The organism is Allomuricauda sp. ARW1Y1 (assembly GCF_013407935.1).
Taxonomy (GTDB): domain Bacteria; phylum Bacteroidota; class Bacteroidia; order Flavobacteriales; family Flavobacteriaceae; genus Flagellimonas.
This window is the reverse complement of the sequence record NZ_JACBZU010000004.1, coordinates 295923-321947: the sequence shown is the minus strand read 5'-3', so window position 1 is coordinate 321947 and position 26025 is coordinate 295923. Positions and strand designations below refer to the sequence as shown.

The window sequence follows — 26025 nt, the reverse complement described above, 5'->3', positions numbered from 1 at the left end:
TATGGATTTAAGGCATTTGGCCATATCGGATTTTAAAACAGCAAGTGGTTCTGTTCAGGACATACAATTGTCATACCAGGTTTTTGGAAAACCCTTGCACACGGCACCGATTGTTTTGGTAAATCATGCACTTACCGGCAATTCCAATGTGGCAGGAAAAGATGGATGGTGGTCCGATTTGATCGGGGAAGGAAAATGTATCGATACGGACACATACACCATTTTGTCCTTTAACATTCCGGGCAATGGTTTCGATGGTTTTGTTATCGATAACTACAAGGATTTTGTCGCCGCCGATATCGCAAGGATATTCCTTTGGGGATTGGAACAATTAAATATCGAGAAATTGTTCGTAATTATCGGTGGTTCCCTTGGGGGAGGTATTGCCTGGGAAATGGCAGCTCTCAACCCAAACATCACAGAACATTTGATTCCAGTGGCATCTGATTGGAAGTCCACGGATTGGCTCATTGCCAATTGTCAGATTCAGGAACAATTTTTGGTCAACTCCAAACAGCCTGTGCACGATGCGCGCATGCATGCGATGTTGTGTTACCGTACACCGGAATCGTTCAAAGAACGATTTAAGCGAAGTACCAATGAAGAGCTACAGGTTTTCAATGTGGAATCTTGGTTGATGCACCACGGTAAAAAGTTGCAGGAGCGTTTCCAATTGTCCGCCTATAAGTTGATGAACCAATTATTAAAGTCCATCGACATTACCCGGAACGGTGAAGAAGCCTTTAGGGCATTGCAGGAGAGCGATACCAAAATCCATATTGTCGGGGTCAATTCCGATTTGTTTTTCACCGCTGAAGAAAACAAGGAAACCTTTAAGCGATTGGCCCAGGCCAATACCAATGTGACCTACGGTGAGGTACAATCCGTGCATGGACATGATGCCTTTTTGATGGAGTTTGAACAGTTGGAAAAATTGTTGGAGACCGTTTTCCAAAAGAATACGGAGCGTATCAAAATTTTGAAATTTGGCGGGAAATCGTTGGCCAACGGTGAGGGGATAGACCGAGTGTTGAGGATTATTCGTAAACGATATGAAGAGGAGGAGCATTTTGCAGTAGTGGTTTCCGCTCGGGGCAAAGCTACGGACCAGCTGGAGAGTTTGTTGGAAAAAGCGTCCAAAGGAGCCGATTTCCAGACAGACCTTAAAAAGTTTGCCGACTATCAAAAGAACAATTTCGATGGCGTGGATCTTGGCGAAGAGCTGGCCACCATAGAGAAAATATTAAACGGAGTCTCCTTAACGGGTGATTACAGTTTAAAGACCAAGGATGAGGTGCTATCTTTTGGCGAATTGTTGTCCGCCAAATATGTAACCGCTGCGCTCAATGCCAAGGGATTAAAGGCAAAGCTTTTTGATTCGAGGAAGTTGATCACAACGGACGACAACTATAGCAATGCAGAGGTGGACCAAGGAACATCCAAGGAAAATGTGCTCCGCTATTTCCATGAACTAGAAAAAGATACCATTCCCATTGTTACTGGGTTTATCGGTTCCAACCGGGATGGTTCCACAACAACTTTGGGCAGAAACGGAAGCAACTATTCCGCTGCCCTATTGGCCAACTTTTTGGATGCGGGCGAGTTGATCAATTATACCCATGTGGACGGAATTTTTACCGCCAATCCGGATTTGGTGGAAGATGCTCGCTTGATCGATGTGATATCCTACGGAGAAGCCAACGAATTGGCCAACTTTGGGGCAAATATTTTGCATGCGAAGACCATCATCCCTCTGATTGAAAAAAACATACCCTTGCGCATTTGCAATACCTTTAATGATAATAACCAAGGGACATTAATCGGCCCAAAGACCGAAAACGGCGGAATCAAATCCCTTTCCGTACTGGACCATATGGCACTCATCAATTTGGAGGGCAGGGGATTGCTCGGTAAAGTTGGGGTGGACATGCGGATTTTTAGGGCCTTGGGTCAAAATGGAATCAGTGTGGGCATTGTGTCACAGGGTTCCTCTGAAAGAGGGATTGGCTTGGTGGTCGATGCCTCTAAGGCGGATAAAGCCAAAAAAGTACTTGATTTGGAGTTCGAAACCGATTATTCCTCCCAGGATATCAACCAAATCTCCGTGGTCAAGGATGTTTCGGTGATTTCCATTGTAGGAATGGACCTGAGCAGTTTCCATAAGCCCTTCAACGCCTTGGCCAAAAACCAGATTATTCCGTTGTTGTTCAATAACACGGTTACGGGCAAGAACGTGAGCATGGTGGTCAAAAAATCTGATTTGAACAAAGCCATCAATGTCATTCACGGACAGATTTTCGGAATTGCCAAGAAAATCAATCTGGCCCTCTTTGGACATGGTAATGTGGGGGGTACGTTGATCAGCCAAATATTGGATTCAAAAAACAACATTGAGGAGCGAAAGGGTATCGACCTAAAGGTGTTTGCCGTAGCCAATTCCAGAAAGGTACTTCTAGATGCTTCGGGCGTGGGAGCGGATTGGAAAGAACGTTTGGAAAAGGAAGGTCGGCCCTATCAACTGGAAGACATTACGGCCTTTGCCAAAAAGTACCATTTGGAGAACTTGATCGCCGTGGACAATACGGCGAGCAAAACATTTGTGGAGCAATATGAGCCGTTGATTGCCCATGGTTTTGATTTGGTCTCTTCTAACAAGATTGCCAATACCCTGAGCTTTGAGAAATACAGGTCCATACGAAAATGCTTGGACAAAAATCAAAAACAATACCTCTATGAAACCAATGTTGGTGCAGGTCTTCCCTTGATAGATACCATCAAACTATTGCATCTTTCCGGGGAGAACATTACAAGAATCAAAGGCGTGTTTTCGGGATCACTGTCCTACATTTTCAATACTTTTTCTGGGAAGGAAGTGGCATTTTCCGAAATTGTCAGGGAAGCAATGCAAAAAGGCTTTACGGAACCCGACCCGAGGGAAGATTTGTCAGGTAATGATGTGGGGCGAAAATTGTTGATTTTGGCCCGCGAGTTGGATCTTCAAAATGAGTTTTCCGACATCAGTGTGCAAAACCTGATTCCAGAAGAACTTCAAACCTTGGAGTTTGAACAGTTTATGGAGCGCATTGCTGAAATGGACCATAACTACAAGGGAATCAAGGATAGCCAAGAATCGGGCCACGTGCTACGTTATGTGGGCGATCTACATGGCGATTTGCAGCAGGATAAGGGGATTTTAGAAGTGAAATTGGTTTCCGTGCCCAAAGAAAGTGCTTTGGGACAGGTAAAAGGTTCGGATTCCATTATCGAAATTTATACAGAATCTTACGGAGAACAGCCCCTGGTGATTCAAGGCGCCGGTGCTGGAGCCGCGGTGACAGCGAGAGGCGTCTTCGGGGATATTTTGCGAATAGCGGAGAAAGTGTAGCTTGAGCATGTTTCAAAGGAAAGAAATGAGTTAGTGAATGCAGTGGATAAGCGTAGTCGAAATAGCTAGTTGAAAAAATCGTAAAGGTGGTTGAGCACAGTCGAAATAGTTGATTCAAATAATTGTTACGGTGGCTGAGCGTAGTCGAAGCCACATTGAGAAATGAAAGGATACCTCTACATATTGGAGTGCTCAGATGGAAGTTACTACACCGGCAGCACTATTGATTTGCAGAAACGAATAAATGAACATCATAATGGCCAAGGTGCAAATCATACGAAGAAAAGATTGCCGATTAAGTTGGTATATGTAGAAGAGTATTTAAATATTGCGACGGCTTTTGAACGTGAAAAACAAATTCAGGGATGGTCGAGAGCAAAGAAGGAAGCATTGATAACTGGAGATTTTGATGCGCTACCAAATTTGTCCGAGTGCAAAAACGAGACGAATTTTAAATATTATAAGGAGAAAAAATAAAGTGGCTTCGACTACGCTCAGCCACCGAAAAAAGTAAAGACAATGAAAGACAAAAAATTCGAGACAAAAGCCATACGGACACAAATGGAGCGAAGTCAAAATTTGGAGCATTCCAGCCCTATTTATATGACTTCCAGCTTTGTTTTTGAAGATGCAGAGGATATGCGTGCGTCTTTTGCAGAAGAAAAGGAACGAAATATTTACTCCAGATATTCCAACCCCAACTCCTCCGAGTTAATCGATAGGGTTTGCCAAATGGAGGGAGCGGAAAGCGGTTTTGCCTACGCCTCAGGAATGGCAGCGGTTTTTTCGACCTTGGCCGCACTGTTGGATGCCGGGGATCATGTGGTTTCGTCCAAAAGTATTTTTGGCTCTACCCATACTCTGTTCACCCAGTTTTTTCCGAAATGGAATATCGAAAGCAGTTATTTTGATGCCAATGACCTTTCGGAAATCGAAGGATTGATTCGGCCCAACACCAAAATTCTTTATGCAGAAACTCCGACAAACCCTGGGGTGGACGTCCTGGATTTGGAGGAACTGTCTCGAATAGCCAAGAAACACGGCCTCATTTTTATTGTTGATAACTGTTTTGCGACACCCTATTTACAACAACCCATAAAATTTGGTGCGGATTTGGTCATCCACTCCGGTACCAAACTAATGGACGGTCAAGGAAGGGTCTTGGCTGGTATCACCGTAGGTAGTGGAGCATTGATGGATAAGGTATACCGCTTTTCCCGAATAACCGGTCCGGCATTGTCGCCCTTCAACGCCTGGGTGCTATCCAGAAGTTTGGAAACCTTGGCGATTCGTGTGGATAGGCATTGCGAAAACGCCCTGAAATTGGCTACCTACTTGGAAGGCCATGATAAAATTGAATGGGTAAAATACCCATTTTTGAAGTCACACCCCAAATACGAAATAGCCAAAAAGCAGATGAAAGCAGGAGGCTGTGTAGTTGCCTTTGAAGTGAAGGGAGGCCTGGAAGCTGGTCGGAATTTTTTCGATAGCATCCAACTGTTGTCCCTCTCCGCCAATTTGGGCGATGCTCGAAGCATTGTTACGCACCCTGCATCCACCACACACAGTAAGCTGACTACCGAAGAGCGCAATGCCGTTGGTATTTCTGATGGAATGGTTCGGGTGTCGGTAGGTCTGGAGCACATTAACGACATTATTGCGGACATCGCCCAAGCATTGGGCTAATCTTTCTGGCGGCGGGTTTTGTCCATGCAGTGTTAATTTTCCCTATCTTCGTAAGATGCTCTCCAAGAAGACAAAATACGGACTTAAGGCACTTACCTATCTCGCAAGGGTCGAGGGACGGGAACCTGTTCAGATTGCCGAGATCGCCAAGTGCGAGAACATTTCCCAAAAATTCTTGGAAAGTATTTTACTTACCCTAAGACGCAATGGACTGTTGGGCTCCAAAAAAGGAAAGGGTGGTGGATATTATTTGATCAAAGACCCCAAAGAAATCCACATGACTACCGTGATGCGAGTTTTGGAAGGACCGATAGCCATGGTACCCTGCGTAAGCCTGAATTTCTACGAAAAATGTGACGATTGTCCCGATGAGGAAGAATGTTCCGTTCACAAACTTATGCTTCAAGTACGTGATAGCGCCTTGGATGTTTACCGCAACAACTCCCTCGCCGATTTACTTTGATAAGTTGTTGATCCATCTATTTTCTTGAATTCGAAATCCCTAAAAGTTCATCTTTATTTTCGATAATCTACTAAAACTATAGGGTAAACCGAAAATTTAAGATAGAATTTGCTTTTCGTTCTCAAAATAAAGTTTACTTTTGAAATTCCTACCAAATCAGTAGGATAATAAAGGAGCAAAAATGATAACCGATCAATTGATTTTAAAAGGCGAAAAACAGCAGAGCACCTACACAAAAGATAGTGCTTCCGAAAGTCCCAAGCGGAGTATAGTAAAATCGATTAGCTGGCGAATAGTTGGCACTTTGGATACCATCATTATTTCATGGATTGTAACCGGTACCCTAAGTCTTGCGTTTTCAATTGGTTTGGTGGAATTGGTCACCAAAATGGTGCTTTATTTTTTTCATGAACGAATTTGGAACTCCATCAAGTGGGGTAAATAAAATAGTAGGCAATGGCATTGACACAAGAAGAGATTCAGAATTTGAACCGTCAATTTAAGGGCATTCCACCAGAGGAAATCATCTCATGGGCCATTAACCATGGTAAAAAACCTGTGGTCACCACCAATTTTAGACCGTATGAAGTGGCCATCCTTCATGCGGTGACCGAAGTTGATGCCAATATCCCGGTAATTTGGTGCGATACGGGCTACAATACGCCCCAAACCTATAAACATGCGGAAGAGCTGATTTCCCGGTTGGGACTCAATGTTAAGCTCTATGTGCCCAAACAAACAAGCGCCCATCGCGACGCTGTTATGGGTATCCCTCAAATCGATGACCCCTTGCACGAAGAATTTACGGAGCAGGTAAAATTGGAACCCTTCCGTAGGGCGATGGAAGAACATAAACCTGATGTATGGTTCACTAACCTGCGAAAAGGTCAGACCGCTCATCGTGATTCCTTGGATGTATTGAGTCTGAGCAAAGATGGCGTGCTGAAAGTAAGTCCTTTTTATCATTGGAGCGATACCCAATTGGATGCTTACCTAAAAGCCCGCCAATTACCCAACGAGCACAAATATTTTGATCCAACAAAAGTCTTGGCAAATCGTGAATGCGGTTTGCATACCTAAAAAAAGTATGAATTGTCACCTTGAGCCTGCCTTTGTCGCCAGACAGGCGCAGTCGAGAGGTTAAAATAGAAATAAGCTTTGGACACACTCACAGAAGAAATCAAAAAACCACAAACCTTGAACGGAGTTGATAGGCCAAGTGCCAATGCGTTGGAGCACGAGGCCATTTATATCATGCGAGAGGTTGCAGCACAGTTTGAAAAGCCTGTTCTGTTGTTTTCCGGTGGAAAAGACTCCATCACCTTGGTACGTTTGGCACAAAAAGCATTTTGGCCGGCCAAAATTCCATTCCCATTGATGCATATCGATACGGGACACAACTTTCCCGAAACCATTGAATTTAGGGATAGGTTAGTGGAAGAATTGGGTGTGGAACTGATTGTTCGAAATGTTCAGGATTCCATCGATGAGGGAAAAGTGGTAGAGGAAACCGGAAAGTACGCCAGCAGGAATATGCTTCAAACGACAACTTTGTTGGATGCCATAGAGGAATTTAAGTTTGACGCCTGTATCGGGGGTGCCCGAAGGGATGAGGAAAAGGCAAGGGCCAAGGAACGTATTTTTTCGGTCCGGGACGATTTTGGCCAATGGGACGAGAAAAACCAGCGCCCTGAACTTTTTGATATGCTCAACGGGCAAATCGAAATGGGACAGAACGTGCGGGTTTTTCCAATCAGTAACTGGACCGAACTTGATGTGTGGAGCTATATCCAAAAGGAAAACATCGAAATACCATCCATTTATTTCGCTCACAAACGAAAAACCTTCCTTCGGGATGGACTGATATGGTCTGCGGAAGATGAGGTTGTTTTTAGGGCCGAGGATGAAAAAGTGGAAGAGCGGATGGTGCGTTTTAGGACTGTTGGTGATATGAGTTGTACCGCGGCCGTGGAATCGCATGCCGATAGCATAGACAAGGTGGTCTCTGAGATCAGGGACTCCAGAATTTCTGAACGTGGTGCCCGAATCGACGATAAGCGCTCCGAAGCGGCGATGGAAAAGCGCAAACAACAAGGATATTTCTAAAAATAAAAAGTCAATCCCACTTTGGTGGAAAAACAGAAGATAAAGCATTGGAAGTTTTAAAGATAGCAACAGCAGGTAGTGTTGACGATGGTAAGAGTACCTTGATCGGAAGATTATTGTACGACACCAAATCCATGACAGACGATAAATTGGAAGCCATCGAGCGGACCAGTAAACAAAAAGGGTACGATTATCTTGATTTTTCATTGGCGACCGACGGATTGGTGGCCGAAAGGGAGCAGGGTATCACCATAGATGTGGCCCACATTTACTTTTCCACCCCATCCAAAAGTTACATTATCGCCGATACCCCTGGCCATGTGGAATACACTAGGAACATGGTTACCGGAGCTTCGACATCACAGGCGTCCATTATTTTGATCGATGCACGAAAAGGTGTTATCGAACAGACGCATCGCCACTTTTTTATCAATAATCTGTTACGGATTAAGGATGTAATAGTGGCCATCAACAAAATGGATCTGGTCGATTTTTCGGAGGAAACTTATACTAAGATCAAGTCCGATTTTCAGGAATTGATGAAAAAGAGAGATTACCAAGACCAGAATATCACCTTTATTCCAGTGAGTGCACTAAAGGGCGACAATGTGGTGAATCGTTCCAAAAATATGCTCTGGTACAGTGGTCAAACCCTTTTGGAACATTTGGAGGAACTGGACCAGAAGGATATTTACAACACGGGAACGCCGCGTTTTCCGGTGCAGTACGTTATCCGTCCCAAAACGGAGGAATTCCACGATTTTCGTGGATTTGCAGGAAAAGTGTATGGCGGGGAGCTCAATGTGGGCGACGAAGTTGTGGTGTTGCCATCGATGACCAAATCCAGGATAAAGGACATTTATTTTTATGATAAACAGTACAAAACGGCTCCAAGAAGGTCTTCGGTGACCATAACGTTGGAAGATGAGGTCAACGTAAGCCGTGGGGATATGTTGGTCAAGGTAGGTGACTTGCCTACGATTGATAAACAACTCTCGGCAACGGTATCGTGGATGGATAGTGCCAGTTTCACTCCCGGAGGTAAGTATGTGCTTCAACATGGTGTAAACAAGGTGTTGGCCAAAGTGGATGCCATTGAGCACAAAATCCATCCAGACTACTCTGGAATCGAGGAAAATGTGACTTCACTGCAGATGAACGATATTGCCAAGGTGCGGTTAAGACTCAACAAGCCTATTTTTTATGATAAGTTCAAGGATCACCGAACCAATGGCTCCTTTATCATTATTGATAGCCGCACGAACAATACAGCAGGTGTTGGATTTATAGAATAATTCTCTTTTGTCTAGCAAGGGAGAAGGGGCGTTTTTTTACATAAAATCTATAAAACAGATAGGAAAACTAGATTATGCAAAGCTTTAGAACAGAAATGGAAAACCCGGTGGTTGAGAAGGACATCATCGAATTGGAGAAGAAGATTCGTCAGTTCAAAGGTGGTGAAATGGACGAGGAAAAATTCCGTAGCCTGCGTTTGGCACGTGGGGTATATGGACAACGCCAGCCTGGGGTTCAGATGATTCGAATCAAGTTGCCCTACGGAAAAGTCACATCCAACCAATTGCTCCGTATTGCCGATGTTTCCGATGAGTATTCCAGAGGAAGGTTGCACATCACCACCCGACAGGATATCCAAATCCATTACGTCGATTTGGAACGCACTCCTGAACTTTGGGCCCAGTTGGAAAAAGACAAGGTTACCCTGAGAGAAGCCTGTGGAAACACGGTGCGGAACGTAACCGCCAGCGAAACTGCCGGAATCGATGTGGACGAACCCTTTGATGTTTCTCCCTACGCCCAGGCCGTTTTTGAGTATTTTCTTAGGAATCCCATAGGACAGGAAATGGGAAGGAAGTTTAAAGTGTCCTTCTCCGCAAGCGATGCCGACACCGGACTTTCCTATATGCACGACCTAGGCTTTATTGCCAAGGAAAAGGATGGTGAAAGAGGTTTTAAGGTAATGCTCGGAGGTGGATTAGGTTCACAGCCGAGGCATGCCGATGAACTATACAGCTTTTTGCCCACCGACAAAATCATCCCGTTGATGGAGGGGGTCATCCGTGTGTTCGATAGGTACGGGGAACGTAAAAGTAGGGCAAAGGCCCGAATGAAGTTCTTGCTGAAGGATTTGGGTCTCGATGGATTCAAAAAGTTGCTGGAAGAAGAACAATTGGCGATTCCACATCATACCTATCCCATCGAAATCGATAGTTATCCTGAAGTGAAGGTGGCCGAGGTAGAAACGCCAAAAGTGGTTATTGAGGATAAACAAGCCTTTGAGGACTGGAAATCCACCAATTTGGTGCCCCAAAAACAAGAGGGCTTTGTGGCTATCGGTATCAAGGTGCTTTTGGGAGATTTCTATACCGACAAGGCACGCGAATTGGCCCAATTGGTTCAGGACTATGCGGCCGGAGAGATTCGTTTGTCGCTCAGACAAAATATTTTGATTCCCTACGTGAAGGAGGAATTGGTTCCCTTCTTTTATCAGGAACTCCAAAAACTTGGTTTTGCCGAAGCGGGATACAACAAAGCATTGGACATAACGGCTTGTCCCGGAACCGATACCTGTAATCTGGGTATTGCCAGCAGTACCGGAATCGCAGCCGAACTCGAAAGGGTCATCAAGGCGGAATATCCACAATACATCAAAAATCCAGATGTTGTTATCAAGATCAGCGGGTGCATGAATGCCTGCGGACAGCACAATATGGCGCATATCGGTTTCCAAGGAATGTCTGTTCGGACCAAGGATAAGTTGGTGGCACCTGCGCTTCAGGTTTTGTTGGGAGGTGGAAATTTTGGCGATGGCAGGGCCCGATTTGCGGATAAAGTAGCCAAAATCCCAAGCAAGAGAGGCCCACAGGCTTTGCGTCTTATTTTGGACGATTTTGAAGCCAACGGAAATGGAGCCTCCTTCACCGATTATTATGAGGAAAAGGGGCAGTTATATTTCTATGATTTTCTAAAACCATTGACCGATACTGAAAATCTCACCCAAGATGATTTTATCGATTGGGGGAACGAGGAAAAGTATAAACAAGAGATAGGAATTGGAGAGTGTGCAGGCGTGATAGTTGACCTTGTGGCAACCCTCTTCCTGGAGAGTCAAGAGAAGATTGAAAAAGCCGAAGAAACCCTCCAAGAAAATAAATGGGCAGCGAGCATTTATTATTCCTATCAATCCATAGTCAATTCCGCCAAAGCATTATTGACATCGGAAAAAGTGAAGACCAATACCCATGCCAGTATCGTCAAGGATTTTGATGAGCTGTATGTGGAATCTGGAAAAATAGCCTTTGAGGGCGGGTTTGCCAATATAGCCCTTCAATTGAATAAGAACGAACCGTCTGAAGCCTTTGCAAAATCCTATTTGCAAGATGCCAAAGAGGTATTGCAACGATTGGAAGCGTTCAGAAAAATAGAGTTGCAACATGCGTAGAGGAAAGTTGACAGTGGTGGGCGCAGGCCCGGGCGATGAGGATTTGATAACGCTCAAAGGCGTAAAGGCTTTACAAAATGCCGATGTGCTACTGTACGACGCTTTGGTGTCCAACGAACTATTGGAATATGCTCCCAAAGCCGAAAAAATATTTGTAGGCAAACGCAAAGGATGTTACTCGTACCAACAAGCCCAAATCAATGATTTGATTGTGGAACGCGCGACGCTGGGATTGCACGTGGTCAGGTTAAAGGGGGGAGACCCTTTCGTTTTTGGAAGGGGAGCCGAAGAAATGGAGCATGCCGCAGCCTTTGGGGTGGAAGTGGATGTGGTTCCAGGTATTTCGTCTTCATTGTCCGTACCCGCTTCACAAAACATTCCAGTCACCAAAAGGGGAGCAGCGGAAAGTTTTTGGGTAATCACGGGGACCACGAAAGAACATAAATTATCCAACGATGTGGCTTTGGCAGCCAAATCAAATGCCACCGTGGTCATACTTATGGGAATGTCCAAACTTGGGGAAATCATGCAGCTCTTCAAAAAGGAAGGTAGAGAGGATACCCCAGTGGCCATTATTCAGAATGGAACCACGAAACACGAAAAAATAGGAATTGGCACGGTTACTTCGATTGAGGACAAGGTAAGGGAGCAGCAGTTGTCCAATCCAGCTATTATTGTGATTGGGGAGGTGGTCAATCATCGTCAAAACATGGTGGATATCCAAAACAGCTACCAACATCAAGAAATAAAATTGCTAGAGAAAATTTAAATCAAGAATCGGGTCAGATTTTGTCATCCCGAGCGCTCGCTTGTTGCAGTTAGGCAGTGGAAGGGGACTTTAAGACTATTTAAAAAGAGAAATATGATCAAAACAGATATCATTATCATTGGAGCCGGTCCAACCGGACTGTTTACCGTTTTTGAAGCAGGATTGCTCAAGTTGAAATGTCATTTAATCGATGCCTTGGCACAGCCTGGCGGGCAATGTTCCGAGATATATCCAAAGAAGCCTATTTACGATATTCCTGCCTATCCGGAGATTTTGGCGGGTACTTTGGTGGATAAGCTCATGGAGCAAATAAAGCCTTTTGAGCCCGGTTTCACCTTGGGTGAGCGTGCGGAGACTTTGGACAAACAAGAAGACGGTTCCTTTATCGTGACCACGAACAAGGGAACCCAGCATCATGCCCCGGTTGTTGTTATTGCGGGTGGTTTGGGCTCGTTTGAACCCAGAAAGCCCCTTATTCCCAACATTGAACTTTTTGAAAGCAAAGGGGTAGAATATATGATCAAGGACCCGGAGCAGTTCCGGGACAAAAAAGTGGTCATATCCGGTGGTGGCGATTCTGCCTTGGATTGGGCCATTTTCTTGGCCGATGTGGCTTCGGAAGTTTCTTTGGTACACCGAAGAAATGAGTTCCGCGGAGCTTTGGATTCGGTTGAAAAGGCACGCGAACTCGCCAAACTGGGCAAGATTCAACTCTACACCAAGGCCGAAGTGAAAGAAATACATGGAAAGGAAGATTTGCATGCAGTAGTTATTGAATACAACGATGGTGAAAAGGAATCCACCTATGTGGAAACCGATTACTTTATCCCGCTGTTCGGACTCTCCCCAAAATTGGGGCCATTGGGCAACTGGGGGTTGGAAATCGAGAAAAACGCCATCAAGGTGAACAATGCCAAGGATTATCAGACCAACATCCCAGGGGTGTTTGCCATTGGAGATGTGAATACCTATCCGGGCAAACTCAAGTTGATCCTGTCCGGGTTTCACGAAGCGGCCGTGATGTGCCAATATGCGTATCAAATCATCAACCCCGATAAAAGATTTGTGATGAAGTATACCACCGTTGGGGGCGTACAAGGGTTTGATGGTTCCAAAAAAGAGGCCAAAAAAGAAGTGGTGCAGAGCATCAACTAAGAAAATTAGTTGTTTTTAGAAGCGAAAAGCCTTCCGAAAGCGATTTTGGGAGGTTTTTTTGTTTTTGACTGGAGAGTACCGTTTCTTTGCAGTTCAGTTCATGTATAAATTGAAAGTGTTATCAAGAAAGGTGGAGGGATTGGACCCTTTGAAGCCTTAGCAACCCTCGTCTTCGAGAAGGTGCTACATTCTACCCCGGTCCGCAATTTGTTTGGGGGCCACATGGAGCGTATTCATACCTAACATGGGTATAGGGGGAAGGATAACGAAACGCATACCGCAACGTATCCACACACTTTTCTTGATTTCGCCACATCCTTCTTTTGAAGGAAAACTATGTTATGGGAAAAATTGAAGACATATTGAAACAACGGATTTTAGTGCTGGATGGGGCCATGGGTACCATGTTGCAGCGCTACAAATTCAAGGAAGCCGATTTTAGGGGTGAGCGGTTCAAGGATTGGCCCAGTGATCTGCAGGGCAACAACGATTTGTTATCCTTGACCCAACCCGATGCGGTGAAGGAAGTCCATCGCAAGTTTTTGGAAGCGGGGGCGGACATCATCGAAACCAACACCTTTTCTGGGACCACCATAGCCATGGCCGATTATGGCATGGAAGAATTGGTCTACGAACTGAACTATGAGTCGGCGAAGCTTGCCAAGGAAGTGGCCCAAGAGTTTACCGATAAAAATCCCGATAAACCGAGGTTTGTGGCGGGTAGTATTGGGCCTACCAACAAAACGGCCAGTATGTCGCCCGATGTGAACGACCCGGGTTTCCGCGCTATTTCCTTTGATGAGCTACGTATAGCGTACAAACAACAAATCGAAGCCCTTCTCGATGGTGGTGCCGATATTTTGTTGGTGGAGACTATTTTTGATACCCTAAATGCAAAAGCAGCACTTTTTGCCATTGAAGAGGTGAAGGAAGAACGAAACATCAATGTGCCAGTGATGGTCAGTGGAACCATCACCGATGCTTCGGGCAGAACATTGTCCGGTCAGACTGCCGAAGCCTTCTTGATTTCGATATCCCATATTCCCATTTTGTCCGTAGGTTTCAATTGCGCTTTGGGAGCCAAACAGTTGGTGCCCCATTTGGAGGTGGTGTCGGCAAAATCGGAATTTGCCATATCCGCCCACCCTAATGCGGGATTGCCCAATGCCTTTGGGGAATATGACGAAACACCCGAACAAATGGCAATTCAAATAAAGGAGTATGTGGAAAAAGGATTGGTCAATATCGTAGGCGGTTGCTGCGGCACCACTCCGGAACATATCAAGGCCATTGCAGAAGTGGTAAAGAATTATGAACCTCGAAAAGTTTTGACGCACGCATAGCGAAGGCTTATGGCAACGAATAAAGAACAGCGATACCTAAAATTATCGGGTCTTGAGCCCTTGGTCGTCACCCCGGAAAGTAATTTCATCAATGTGGGGGAACGTACCAATGTGGCAGGTTCCAAGCGTTTTTTAAGGCTCATCAAAGAAGAAAAATTCGATGAAGCCTTGGATATCGCCCGCGAACAAGTGGAGGGTGGGGCCCAGATCATCGACATCAATATGGATGATGGCCTTATTGACGGTAAGGAAGCCATGGTCAGGTTCTTGAATTTGATCGTTTCCGAACCCGATATTGCCCGTGTACCCATCATGATCGATAGTTCCAAATGGGAAATTATTGAAGCCGGTCTTCAAGTGGTGCAAGGTAAATGCGTGGTGAATTCCATCAGCTTGAAAGAAGGCAAGGAAGAGTTTATCCATCATGCCAAATTGATCAAGCGATACGGTGCAGCCGTGATCGTAATGGCTTTTGATGAGGTGGGGCAAGCTGACAACTACGAACGTCGCATCGAGATTGCGAAGCGTTCCTACGATATTTTGGTCAACGAGGTGAATTTCCCTCCCGAGGATATCATCTTTGACCTGAACATTTTTCCCGTGGCCACGGGTATGGATGAGCATAAGAATAACGCCATCGATTTTATCGAGGCCACACGCTGGGTGCGGGAAAACCTGCCCTATTGCAGCGTGAGTGGTGGTGTGAGCAACGTATCCTTCTCCTTTAGGGGGAACAACCCCGTTCGTGAGGCCATGCACTCCGCCTTTTTGTTCCATGCCATCAAAGCTGGAATGAACATGGGTATCGTAAACCCAACTATGTTGGAGGTGTACGATGATATCCCAAAGGATTTATTGGAGCACGTGGAGGATGTACTGCTCAACAGGCGCGACGATGCTACCGAACGATTGCTCGAATTTGCAGAGACCGTTGTGGGAACAGCCAAGGAAAGCAAGGTCGATTTGTCTTGGCGGCAAGACCCGCTCCAGGATCGGATTACCCGGGCCTTGGTGAAGGGCATTGACCAATATATCATCGAAGATGTGGAGGAGGCCCGCCAACAGGCAGCCAAACCTTTGGAAGTCATCGAGGGCAACTTGATGACGGGAATGAATGTAGTAGGTGATCTGTTCGGCAGCGGAAAAATGTTTTTGCCCCAAGTGGTCAAATCCGCCCGTGTGATGAAAAAGGCCGTAGCTTATTTGACACCCTATATTGAGGCTTCCAAAGACAAGAATGCCAAGGCGGCCGGAAAAATATTGATGGCCACCGTGAAAGGTGATGTTCATGACATCGGAAAGAATATTGTAAGCGTGGTCCTGGCTTGCAACAATTATGAAATTGTGGATATGGGCGTGATGGTACCCCCAGAGAAAATCATCAATAAGGCCAAGGAAGCGCAAGTAGATATCATTGGATTGAGCGGACTCATTACACCTTCATTGGACGAAATGGTCTTCTTGGCAAAAGAAATGGAACGCCAAAACTTCGATGTTCCCTTGTTGATTGGTGGTGCGACAACGAGCAAGGCGCACACGGCTGTAAAAATCGACCCGCAATACAGTCAAGCCGTGGTGCACGTCAATGATGCCTCCAGGGCCGTAACCGTGGTGGGCGACTTATTGCAGGAAGAGACCTCCGCCAACTATAAAAAATCCATCAAACTGGATTACGAAAGTTTTAGGGAGAAGTTTCTAAAACGTGGCAAGCAAAAGGAATATTTAACCTTGGATCAGGCTCGGGAAAACAAGCTTCAAATCGATTGGAAGCCATCGGACATCAAAAAGCCAAACCAATTGGGTATTGAGGTATGGGACGATTTTGACTTGAAACAACTGGTAGATTTTATCGATTGGTCTCCATTTTTTAGAAGTTGGGATTTGCATGGCAAGTATCCTGATATCTTGAACGATGAAGTGGTTGGCGAGCAGGCCAAGGAACTTTTTAAGGATGCGAAGGTACTTCTACAGCGAATATTGGACGAAAAGTTGTTGAAGGCCAAGGCTATTTTCGGATTGTTTCCAGCCAATCAAGTCAACGAAGATGATATTGAAGTGCACTTGTCACCCCGAGCGCAGGCAAGAGGTGATGAATCGGATGCGATCGAAATGACAAAAGATGCAACCTTCCTGTTTAGGACCCTTCGCCAGCAAACCAAAAAACGGGCTGGGGTACCCAATATCGCCTTGGCCGATTTTATAGCGCCCAAAGCATCTGGAATTCAGGATTATATTGGTTGCTTTTGTGTGAGCACAGGATTTGGAACACAGGAATTGGCTGCGGAGTTCGAAAAGAACCACGATGATTACAACTCAATCATGATCAAAGCCTTGGCGGATAGGTTTGCCGAGGCGTTTGCTGAATATCTGCACAAAGAGGTACGTACCAAACAATGGGGCTATGCCGTTGACGAGAATTTGGACAACGATGAATTGATCAAGGAAAAGTACCGTGGCATCCGACCGGCACCTGGCTATCCTGCCTGTCCCGATCATTTGGAAAAGCTAACCATTTGGGAAATGATGCAGGTGGAGGAAAGAATAGGGGTGAAACTCACCGATAGTCTGGCCATGTGGCCCGCTGCCAGTGTCAGTGGGTATTATTTTGCACATCCCGAGGCCAAGTATTTTGGTTTGGGAAAAATAAAACAGGACCAAGTTCAGGATTTTGCCGAACGAAAACATATAACTTTGGAGAAAGCCCAAAAATGGCTAGCTCCCAATATTGTTGATGAATAACCGATGAAGATTACCGACCACATAAAAAAGGCGAACGGCGAAACCCTTTTCAGTTTTGAAATTGTGCCGCCCGTAAAAGGAAAGAGCATTCAGGAACTGTACAACAACATCGACCCTTTGATGGAATTCAAACCTCCGTTCATTGATGTGACGACCTCTCGCGAGGAATACATCTATAAGGAAAAAGATGGTCTGTTGGACAAAAAACTGATTCGTACCCGTCCCGGGACCTTGGGCATTTGCGCTTCATTAAAGCACAAGTATGATGTGGATACCGTTCCCCACGTGCTGTGTGGTGGATTCACCAAAGAGGAGACGGAGTATTTGCTGGTGGACTGCCAATATCTGGAGATTGAAAACGTGATGGCCTTGCGCGGAGATGCAAGAAAAGAAGAAAAGTATTTCACTCCCACCAAAGGCGGGCATCAATATGCGACAGAGTTGGTTGCACAAATTCAGAACATTAATAAAGGAAATTATCTGCACGAAACTTTTGAGTCAAGCGAGTTGACCAGTTTTTGTATCGGTGTGGCAGGGTACCCTGAAAAACACATGGAAGCCCCATCGCTTCAATCTGATCTAAAACGTTTAAAGGAGAAGGTGGACTTGGGAGCGGATTATGTGGTCACCCAGATGTTTTTTGATAATAAAAAATTCTTTGCTTTCGTAGAAGCGGCCCGAGAAATGGGAATAGATGTGCCAATCATTCCTGGAATCAAACCGATTGCTGTAAAAAAACACCTTCATTTATTGCCACAAGTGTTCCGGGTGGATATTCCGCAAGATCTTATCGATGCCGTGGAGGCCTGCAAGGATAACAAGGAAGTCCGTAAAGTGGGTGTGGAATGGGCCATTCAACAATCCAAGGAACTTCGGGAAGCAGGAGTGCCCGTGTTGCATTACTACTCCATGGGTAAATCGGATAATATCATGGACATAGCTCGGGAACTTTTTTAATTTCCTACTTTAGCGTCCCATGAAGCACCTACTGTACTTGGTTTTTCTGTTGTTTTTTTGCTTTGGATTTGCCCAAGACGGTGACATTCCCAAGAAGTATACCTTGGATATCAGCCAATTTTATGGTTCCATTCTTCTACACAATCCGGATATTTCCCATTTGATTACCAATCACCCCGGCGGGGTTATTATCGGTTTCAACAGGAAACGATTCGGTCACGAAGATTGGGAAGCCGATTTGGGATATCCCGATACCGGTTTTTCTTTTGTTTATCAGGATATGAACAATCCAACCCTGGGTAAGCATTTTGGATTGTATGCGCATTATAATTTTTATTTCTTCAAACGGAACTTGCAGTTTAGGGTCGCGCAGGGTATCTCGTATAACACCAATCCGTACGATAGGACCGAAAACTTTAGGAACAATGCCTACGGTACCCATTTGTTGAGTTCCACCATGTTGATGTTCAACTATCATAAGGAGAACATTGTAGCTGGACTGGGTTTTAAGGCTGGGATTTCCCTATTACATTACTCCAATGCAAACTTTAAGGCTCCCAACACCTCCACCAATACGATGGCTTTCAATTTTGGGCTCACGTATGATCTGAACCAAGCCGTAGAAATGGACTACTTGGAACCTGAACCCAAGGAAAGAATCAAAGAGCCCATCCGATATAATTTGGTGCTTCGTGGCGGGGTCAATGAGAGCGATGTCATCAACATGGGGCAATATGGCTTTGCCATAGTTTCGGCCTATGCGGATAAACGATTGGGCAATCGGAGTGCCATTCAATTGGGAACCGATATCTTCTTTTCAAATTTTTTAAAAGAATTGATACGCTATCAGTCCATTTCTTTTCCCGAACTTGAAGTAGCCCCCGATACGGATTATAAAAGGGTAGGGGTTTTTATAGGCCATGAACTGTTTGTGAACAAATTGAGCGTGGTGACCCAATTGGGGTATTATGTATATTATCCCTTTGATTTTGAAGGTAGGGTATACAATCGGATAGGGTTGAAACGGTATTTTGGGAATAAAGTTTTTGGTGCCGTGACCCTTAAATCGCATGGGGCGAAGGCAGAGGCCATTGAATTTGGAATAGGAATACGATTATGAAAAGGATACAGTACGAAACACAAAATACGAAGTGTCCCCTTGAGGGGACTTTAGGGGTGTTTTTGATACTGTTCACCTTTCTGTTAATCTCTTGCAACGGCGACAATGTTCCCGACTGTTTCCAAAACGCTGGTGATTTGGTGCGCCGGCCCATCGAAGTGTCGGATTTTAGCAAGATTACTGTTTTTGAAAACCTCAATTTGGTCGTTAAACAGGGAGAAACATATGGCGTTGAAGTGGAAACTGGGGAATATTTGCTCAATGAGGTTTCTGCTGTGGTAGAGGACAACCGTCTCATTCTACGGAACGAAAATGGCTGCAATTTTGTACGCGACTACGGGCTGACCACAATTTATGTGACTGCTCCCAACCTCACCGACATACGCAGCAGCACCGGACTTTTAATTTCAAGTGATGGGGTGTTGACATACCCCAACCTCAATCTGGTTGCCGAAAGTTTTAATAATCCCGAAGCAGACACTACGGATGGTTCTTTTGATATGCACCTTAGTGCTACCAATGTGAGGATTGTGGTGAACGGCATTGCTTATTTCAAACTTCGTGGGGAAACGAAAAATTTTACTGTTAGTGTAGCAGCTGGAGACTCAAGAATTGAAGCAGAAAATCTAGTTTCGGAAAATGTAAATGTCAATCACCGAGGTTCCAATGATGTTTTTGTGAATCCGCAGCAACGCTTATCGGGCGTTATTCGGGGGACGGGCAATGTAATCAGCGTCAATACCCCGCCAGAAATCGATGTGGAAGAAATTTTCAATGGTCGATTGATTTTTGAGGATTGACATTGATTTTCAAAAAACATCATTTTTCTCTTTATTTTCGATATTCAAACTGACTCTTGGGAAATTTCGTTTCACATATTAAAAATTTCTTTGCACCTCTTCCAAAGGTCCAACCTTTGAACGGACTTGTTGGATGGCAAAAGGCAGATGCGCTATTCCACAATTTGGTCGCAGAAAAAAAAGTGCCAGGATTGGCAGTGTCCATCTTGGAAGATGGGCAAAACGTACTAGAAAAAGGATATGGCTTCGCCAATTTGGAAAAACGAAAAAAGGTACACCCCAAACGTACGGTTTTCCGTATCGCAAGTATTTCCAAGTGTGTTACCGCGCTCGCCCTAGGTAAAATGGTGGAAGATGGTGTGTTAGATTTGGATGAATCCCTTTACAAGTACGTTCCCTACTATCCCAAAAAGAAATATGATTTCACGCTTCGCCAATTGGTAGGCCATACTGCTGGTATTCGAGGCTATCGGGGAAAGGAATATGCTTTGAATCAGGATTTGTCCATTAAAGAAGGGATTGAAATCTTTAAAAACGACCCACTGTTTTTTGAACCCGGCACCAGTTATCTGTATAATAGCTTTGATTTTGTATTGTTGTCCTTGGCCATGCAAGAAGCCAGTGGAATTCCATTTCAGCAGTATGTAAAGGAGCAGATTTTGATGCCTTTGGGATTGAAAAATACGTTTCCACCACCAGAAAATGTCAGTTTGGGCACCCAAAAGCGGTCCGTGCAGAAAGCTGAGAACATAGCCCAATTCTACACCAAAAGGGCACTAGGTTTTACAAAGGCAGTTGAGGTAAATAACACCTACAAACTGGCAGGCGGTGGCTATTTGTCCACCTGCGAGGATATAGGCAAATTGGGACAGGCCATCATGGAACATAAGTTGCTCAAAGAAGCGACCTATGAACAATTGTTGACTTCAACAATCATTGACGGTAAACCGACCTATTATGGATTGGGATTTCAACTGAGCCAAGATGCCAAAGGAAGGCCCTTTGTGGGTCACGTGGGCAATAGCGTTGGCGCATACACCAACCTTTTCGTGTATCCGCAGCACAAAAAAGTAATTGCTGTTTTGATGAATTGTACCGACCCCAAGGTGCAGCCAATTTTGGATGAAGCAATCAACGCTCTTTTTGAGCATCCAACCGTTTAGACCTTGCTGGCCAGCTGCTCCTCAATTTCAAGAGCATAGGTTTTGCACAAATCAAAAGTATCGGTGATGTCTTTCATGGTAGTTCGCGGGTTGATGAGGCACATTCGCAATACCACTTGGCCGTTCAAAATGGTAGTGACAAGCATGGCCTTGCGCGACTCCATCACTTTTCCGGAAATGTATTGGTTGATGCTGTCCAACTCCTTCTCAGAGTACGTTTTGTTGATGGGGTTGTACCTAAAATTGATGACCGCCAAGGTGGCCGGATACACCACTTCCCAACTTTTGCTGCCGCGAAGCATGGTTTCCACTTCTTCGGCCAGATCAATATTGTAGGTAATGGCATCACGGAACTCCTTCAAACCAAAGGTTTTTAAGGACATATAAAATTTTAAGGCCCTAAATCTTCGGGTCAGTTGGATACCATGATCGTAAAAATTGATCTCCGATGTATTGCCCTCGATGTCCCTTAAATATTCTGGCTTTTCGGTAAAAGTATGGCTCAGGTTTTTATGGTTTCGCACCAAGAGGCACCCCATTTCGTACGGCTGAAAGAACCATTTATGTGGATCTACGGTCAAGGAGTCGGCCTTTTCGATACCTTTCATAGCTTGCTTGCCCTTTTGGGATAAGATGGCCGCTCCTCCGTAAGCACCATCAATATGGTACCAGATATCCTCTTTCTTGCAGATTTTTCCCAATTCTACCAAGGGGTCAACAGTTCCGGTATTGGTGGTTCCCGCTGTCGCTATCAAACAGAATGGCTGAAGACCCTCCAGTCTATCTTTGGCAATACAGTTTTTCAGTTTGTTCACGGAAAACTTGAGTTCGTTGTCGGTAGGGATGATTCTAATCTGTTCCTTTTTGAAACCGAGTGCACGAATGGCTTTGATATTGGAAGAATGTGCCTGATCGGAAAGGTAGATGACGGCTTTTGAAAAGTCGTCACCACATTTGATCCTGCGTGCCGTGACTACTGCGGTAAGGTTGGCCATGGAGCCACCACTGGTAAAAATACCCCCGCCCTTTTTCTTGGGAAAACCAAAGATTTTCAACAGCCATTGAATGGTAACAATTTCCAGCTCCGCTGCTGCCGGACTGGCTGCCCATCCTCCAGAAAAAATATTGTAGCCTGTTGCCAAGGCATCCGCCATCACACTGATATAATTACTGGGACCGGGAACAAAGGAAAATGATTTAGGGTGGGCCATATTGGCACTATTGGTCATCACCTTTTCCAAAACAAAGTGCAGTACCTGCGATGGGTCGGAACCCTCTTCGGGAGCCTCCTCCAAAAACAAAGAGTCCATTTCTTCGCGGGAGCCGGAAGCTACGGGCATTTTCTCTGCTTGTGTGGCATAGTGTTCTACAATAGCATCAACAACCTCATACCCGTATTTTTGCATTTCCTCTTTTGAAAGTTCCAATCTGGCGCTGTTCTTCTTCATATGTCCAATATCTTCTGGACTGCAAAAGTACCATATTTGGAACGGTTTTCCATCTGATTCGGAGGTCTTCTGCCCACAAATCGGATAACAGGAAAACTAAGAAGTAAGTTCGGTGAAAAGGCTTTCGAGGTTTTTGTTTTTTCTGCTGAGTTGGAGTGTCTTTAATTTATTGTCGTGTGCAAAATCAAAAACAGCAGGCCGCATGTCCTTGGAAGTGCCAAAAGTGATTTCGTAGATAAAACCACCGGTATTTTTTACTTTGGAAACATCGGGTAGTTGTTGCAGTAACTGTTCCTCCACCCGATAGTCAAATTCCACTTCGATGATTTGTTCTTCTGCCTCGCGAAGTTCCTCGAGCTTTTTATCGGCCACCAATTGCCCTTTGTTAATGATGATCACACGGTCGCAAACAGCCTCTACTTCCTTCATGATATGTGTGGAAAGTAAAATGGTCTTTTCCTTTCCTATCTCACGAATCAATTTTCGGATTTCGATCAATTGGTTGGGATCAAGCCCTGTGGTGGGTTCATCCAAAATAAGGACCTCGGGATTGTGCAGCAAGGCCGCCGCAAGCCCAACCCGTTGACGGTATCCTTTGGATAATTGACCTATCTTTTTATGTGCTTCTGGGGTTAATCCGGTTTGTTCGATTACCTCTTGGATTTTGGATTTATCCACCTGATATACATCTGCATTAAAGGCCAAATATTCCTTCACGTACATTTCAAGATATAGTGGGTTGTGTTCTGGAAGGTATCCGATACTTTGTTGAACGGATTTTTCATCGTTCAACACATCAAATCCGTTTACGGCTGCCTCCCCTTGGTCTGCCTTGTAGTAGGTGGTCAAAATCCGCATCATGGTAGATTTCCCGGCACCGTTAGGGCCTAGAAAACCAACAACTTCCCCTTTGTTGATGCTAAAAGAGACATTGTCCAATGCCTTTTGTGTACCAAAGGTTTTTGTAATGTTCTGAACAGTGATGGACATTCCGTTGAATTCTTTGATTTCAAAAATACACTTTTAGTCATTGTAAACCTTACATTTCAAAAACCAGAAAATGAGACGACGCTTTTATGGAAATTAATGGAAGCATCAGTATTCGTAAAAAAGTATCATTTCTATAAAATAATGTGCAGCGAAAATGTCTTTTTTGAAAAAAATCAAAAAAAATTTGGGAATCTCTGGGTCTTTCCAATTGAATACCTAAATTAGCCGACAATTAACAATGAGATGACAAACACGTATTTCTGGAACCGTTTTTATTTTTACTTCTTTTTTGAGAGGGAAGCGGGACTGTTATAGATACGTTTAAAGTATAACCACTATATAAAGTCCCGATACATCGGGGCTTTTTTTTTGAATGAAATCCAAGTTGGCAACAGCCAATTTGATGATTGAATTCATCCCGAACTGCTGCCGGCAGGCAAGGTGTTTCGGGATCTAACATACAAAAAGAATGTCTTTAAAAGTCGCCATACAAGGAATCAAAGGATCGAACCATCATCAAGTGGCCATCGATTTTTTTGGAGAAGGAATTGAACTATTGGAATGCAATTCCTTTGATGCGGTAATCGACAGTTTGTTGGTAGGTGCGGCTGATAAGGGCATTATGGCCATTGAGAATTCCATAGCTGGGTCCATCATTCCCAATTACAATTTAGTGTACCATAATAATATCCACGTAATCGGGGAGCATTACTTGAACATCCATCACAACCTTATGGTGATGAAGGGAAAAACCTTTGATGACATTCAAGAGGTACATTCGCATCCGATGGCGTTATTGCAGTGCAAAGAGTTTTTCAAAGCCCATCCGCAGATCAAATTGGTAGAAAGTGTGGATACCGCTGAGACTGCGAAGCGGATTCAAGAGGAAGGGTTGGGGCATATTGCCGCGATTGCCCCTAAAATGGCTGCCGACCTCTACGATCTGGAAATTATCGCGGACAATATCCAGACGATTGTCAACAACTCCACAAGATTTATCATCCTAAAAAAGCAGAACAAAGTACTCCCGGAGGAGGAAATCAATAAAGCATCTCTACGGTTTATCACCGATCACAAAAGGGGGAGTTTGGCCACTGTGTTGAACGTGATGAGCGATTGCAACATGAACCTGACTAAAATCCAGTCGTTGCCCGTAATCGAGACTCCTTGGAAATACGCCTTTTTTGTAGATGTCACTTTTGATGAATACGAGCACTTTGCCAAAACCAAATCCCTGATGCAGATCATGGCAGAGGATTTCAAGGTTTTGGGAGAATATAAAAATGCATTGTTGTAATGGTAACAGCGGATCGATTAAATAGCGTTCAGGAATATTACTTCTCGAAAAAGTTGAGAGAGGTTAGGGGATTAATGGCCCAAGGGAAGCCCATCATCAATATGGGGATAGGCAGCCCGGATTTGGCACCATCCCCTCAGGTATTGGAAACGCTTCGGAATTCCATTATCGATGCTGGTGCGCACCAGTACCAAAGCTATCAGGGTTTGCCACAGTTGAGGAAGGCCATTGCCGATTTTTATCAGCAAAAGTTCGATGTAGCAGTGGAGCCAGATTCTGAAATTTTGCCCTTAATGGGATCTAAAGAGGGCATCATGCATATCAGCATGGCTTTTTTGAACGAAGGTGATGAGGTGTTGCTTCCCAACCCAGGGTATCCTACCTATGCATCCGTGACCAATTTAGTGGGGGGTGTGCCGGTCACCTACGACCTAAAGGAGGAAAAGGGCTGGTTTCCCGATTTGGACGAACTGGCTAAAAAGGACCTCTCCAAAGTAAAATTGATGTGGATCAGCTATCCGCATATGCCAACGGGCGCCACCGCCACCATGGAGCAATTGGAATCTTTGGTGGATTTTGCCAAAAGGAACAACATCCTATTGGTAAACGACAATCCGTACAGCTTTGTGCTATCCAACAATCCAACCAGTATTTTGTCCATTGAGGGAGCAAAGGAACATACCTTGGAACTCAATAGTTTGAGCAAGACCTTCAACATGGCCGGATGGCGTGTGGGGATGGTGCTGGGCAGTGCAGCCCATATCACGGCAATTTTGAAAGTAAAGAGCAATATGGATTCGGGGATGTTCTATGGCATTCAAATGGGGGCGATTGCTGCTTTGCAAAGTGGCCCTGAATGGTTCGAGGCCTTGGATAGGGTGTATTCCACAAGACGCGAATTGATGTTTGAATTGGCGGATACCTTAGGATGTACTTACGATAAAAATGCAGTGGGAATGTTTGTTTGGTGCAAGCTGCCAAAAGGGGCTTTGCCATCCGAGGAATTTATAGACCAGATCTTGTACGATAAGGACATATTTATTGCGCCAGGTACCATTTTTGGTAGCAATGGTGAGGGCTACATCAGGTTTTCGCTATGTGTGAAAGAAGAAAGGATCAAAGAAGCCATTGCAAGATTTTAAGA

Annotated in this window: 21 protein-coding genes and 1 riboswitch; of the genes, 19 read left to right on the top strand and 2 right to left on the bottom strand. The window is 44.7% G+C overall.

What is annotated here, in order from left to right:
* Position 1 precedes the first annotated feature (1 nt).
* The 17 genes from thrA to GGE08_RS12625 all read left to right on the top strand — a co-directional run bounded on the left by thrA (position 2) and on the right by GGE08_RS12625 (position 21146).
* Positions 2–3385, top strand: coding sequence for a bifunctional aspartate kinase/homoserine dehydrogenase I (gene thrA, locus GGE08_RS12705; RefSeq protein ID WP_179385263.1), 3384 nt, complete (start codon positions 2–4; stop codon positions 3383–3385).
* Between the two features lie 162 nt (positions 3386–3547).
* Positions 3548–3862 carry a GIY-YIG nuclease family protein gene (locus GGE08_RS12700; RefSeq protein WP_179385262.1) on the top strand — a complete coding sequence of 105 codons (315 nt, stop codon included), beginning with the start codon at positions 3548–3550 and terminating at the stop codon, positions 3860–3862.
* Positions 3863–3904: 42 nt separating this feature from the next.
* On the top strand, positions 3905–5071 hold the full coding sequence (locus tag GGE08_RS12695) for a PLP-dependent aspartate aminotransferase family protein (protein WP_179385261.1): 1167 nt from the start codon (positions 3905–3907) through the stop codon (positions 5069–5071).
* Between the two features lie 55 nt (positions 5072–5126).
* Complete coding sequence (locus tag GGE08_RS12690; RefSeq protein WP_179385260.1) at positions 5127–5534, top strand: RrF2 family transcriptional regulator; 408 nt, start codon at positions 5127–5129, stop codon at positions 5532–5534.
* Between the two features lie 181 nt (positions 5535–5715).
* Positions 5716–5979 (top strand): DUF2061 domain-containing protein, encoded by a 264-nt coding sequence (locus GGE08_RS12685; protein ID WP_179385259.1) that lies wholly within the window; start codon positions 5716–5718, stop codon positions 5977–5979.
* A gap of 11 nt (positions 5980–5990) precedes the next feature.
* Complete coding sequence (locus tag GGE08_RS12680; RefSeq protein ID WP_179385258.1) at positions 5991–6614, top strand: phosphoadenosine phosphosulfate reductase family protein; 624 nt, start codon at positions 5991–5993, stop codon at positions 6612–6614.
* A gap of 117 nt (positions 6615–6731) precedes the next feature.
* Positions 6732–7640 carry a sulfate adenylyltransferase subunit CysD gene (gene cysD, locus GGE08_RS12675; protein ID WP_257024031.1) on the top strand — a complete coding sequence of 303 codons (909 nt, stop codon included), beginning with the start codon at positions 6732–6734 and terminating at the stop codon, positions 7638–7640.
* 47 nt (positions 7641–7687) lie between these two features.
* Entirely contained in the window at positions 7688–8935 is a 1248-nt protein-coding gene (locus tag GGE08_RS12670) for a sulfate adenylyltransferase subunit 1 (RefSeq protein ID WP_179385256.1), read from the top strand.
* 74 nt (positions 8936–9009) lie between these two features.
* Positions 9010–11100, top strand: coding sequence for a HEPN domain-containing protein (locus GGE08_RS12665; protein ID WP_179385255.1), 2091 nt, complete (start codon positions 9010–9012; stop codon positions 11098–11100).
* On the top strand, positions 11093–11869 hold the full coding sequence (gene cobA / locus GGE08_RS12660; RefSeq protein ID WP_179385254.1) for a uroporphyrinogen-III C-methyltransferase: 777 nt from the start codon (positions 11093–11095) through the stop codon (positions 11867–11869). The genes GGE08_RS12665 and cobA overlap by 8 nt, the downstream gene beginning before the upstream one ends.
* A gap of 93 nt (positions 11870–11962) precedes the next feature.
* Positions 11963–13024 (top strand): NAD(P)/FAD-dependent oxidoreductase, encoded by a 1062-nt coding sequence (locus GGE08_RS12655; protein WP_179385253.1) that lies wholly within the window; start codon positions 11963–11965, stop codon positions 13022–13024.
* Between the two features lie 115 nt (positions 13025–13139).
* Positions 13140–13253: riboswitch (SAM riboswitch) on the top strand.
* Positions 13254–13365: 112 nt separating this feature from the next.
* Positions 13366–14367: a homocysteine S-methyltransferase family protein gene (locus GGE08_RS12650; RefSeq protein ID WP_179385252.1), complete on the top strand. Its 1002-nt coding sequence runs from the start codon at positions 13366–13368 to the stop codon at positions 14365–14367.
* 9 nt (positions 14368–14376) lie between these two features.
* Positions 14377–17106 (top strand): methionine synthase, encoded by a 2730-nt coding sequence (metH, locus tag GGE08_RS12645; protein WP_179385251.1) that lies wholly within the window; start codon positions 14377–14379, stop codon positions 17104–17106.
* Between the two features lie 3 nt (positions 17107–17109).
* Positions 17110–18063, top strand: a complete 954-nt coding sequence (gene metF / locus GGE08_RS12640) for a methylenetetrahydrofolate reductase [NAD(P)H] (protein WP_179385250.1) — start codon at positions 17110–17112, stop codon at positions 18061–18063.
* A gap of 19 nt (positions 18064–18082) precedes the next feature.
* The gene (locus GGE08_RS12635) at positions 18083–19183 is read left to right on the top strand and encodes an acyloxyacyl hydrolase (RefSeq protein WP_179385249.1); all 1101 of its coding nucleotides are present in this window, start codon (positions 18083–18085) and stop codon (positions 19181–19183) included.
* A complete protein-coding gene (locus GGE08_RS12630) occupies positions 19180–19983 on the top strand; it encodes a head GIN domain-containing protein (RefSeq protein WP_179385248.1) in 804 nt (267 codons plus the stop codon). Before GGE08_RS12635 ends, GGE08_RS12630 begins: the two co-directional genes overlap by 4 nt.
* A gap of 116 nt (positions 19984–20099) precedes the next feature.
* On the top strand, positions 20100–21146 hold the full coding sequence (locus GGE08_RS12625; RefSeq protein ID WP_257024028.1) for a serine hydrolase domain-containing protein: 1047 nt from the start codon (positions 20100–20102) through the stop codon (positions 21144–21146).
* Here the strand turns inward: GGE08_RS12625 and GGE08_RS12620 are convergent.
* Positions 21143–22594: an aminotransferase class V-fold PLP-dependent enzyme gene (locus tag GGE08_RS12620; protein ID WP_179385246.1), complete on the bottom strand. Its 1452-nt coding sequence runs from the start codon at positions 22592–22594 to the stop codon at positions 21143–21145. The genes GGE08_RS12625 and GGE08_RS12620 overlap by 4 nt on opposite strands.
* 96 nt (positions 22595–22690) lie before the next feature.
* Positions 22691–23584, bottom strand: a complete 894-nt coding sequence (gldA, locus tag GGE08_RS12615; protein ID WP_179385245.1) for a gliding motility-associated ABC transporter ATP-binding subunit GldA — start codon at positions 23582–23584, stop codon at positions 22691–22693.
* A gap of 469 nt (positions 23585–24053) precedes the next feature.
* Here gldA and GGE08_RS12610 point away from each other — a divergent pair, with 469 nt between their 5' ends.
* Both GGE08_RS12610 and GGE08_RS12605 read left to right on the top strand, forming a co-directional pair.
* On the top strand, positions 24054–24881 hold the full coding sequence (locus GGE08_RS12610; protein WP_179385244.1) for a prephenate dehydratase: 828 nt from the start codon (positions 24054–24056) through the stop codon (positions 24879–24881).
* Positions 24881–26023, top strand: a complete 1143-nt coding sequence (locus tag GGE08_RS12605; RefSeq protein ID WP_179385243.1) for a pyridoxal phosphate-dependent aminotransferase — start codon at positions 24881–24883, stop codon at positions 26021–26023. Before GGE08_RS12610 ends, GGE08_RS12605 begins: the two co-directional genes overlap by 1 nt.
* Positions 26024–26025: the final 2 nt, after the last annotated feature.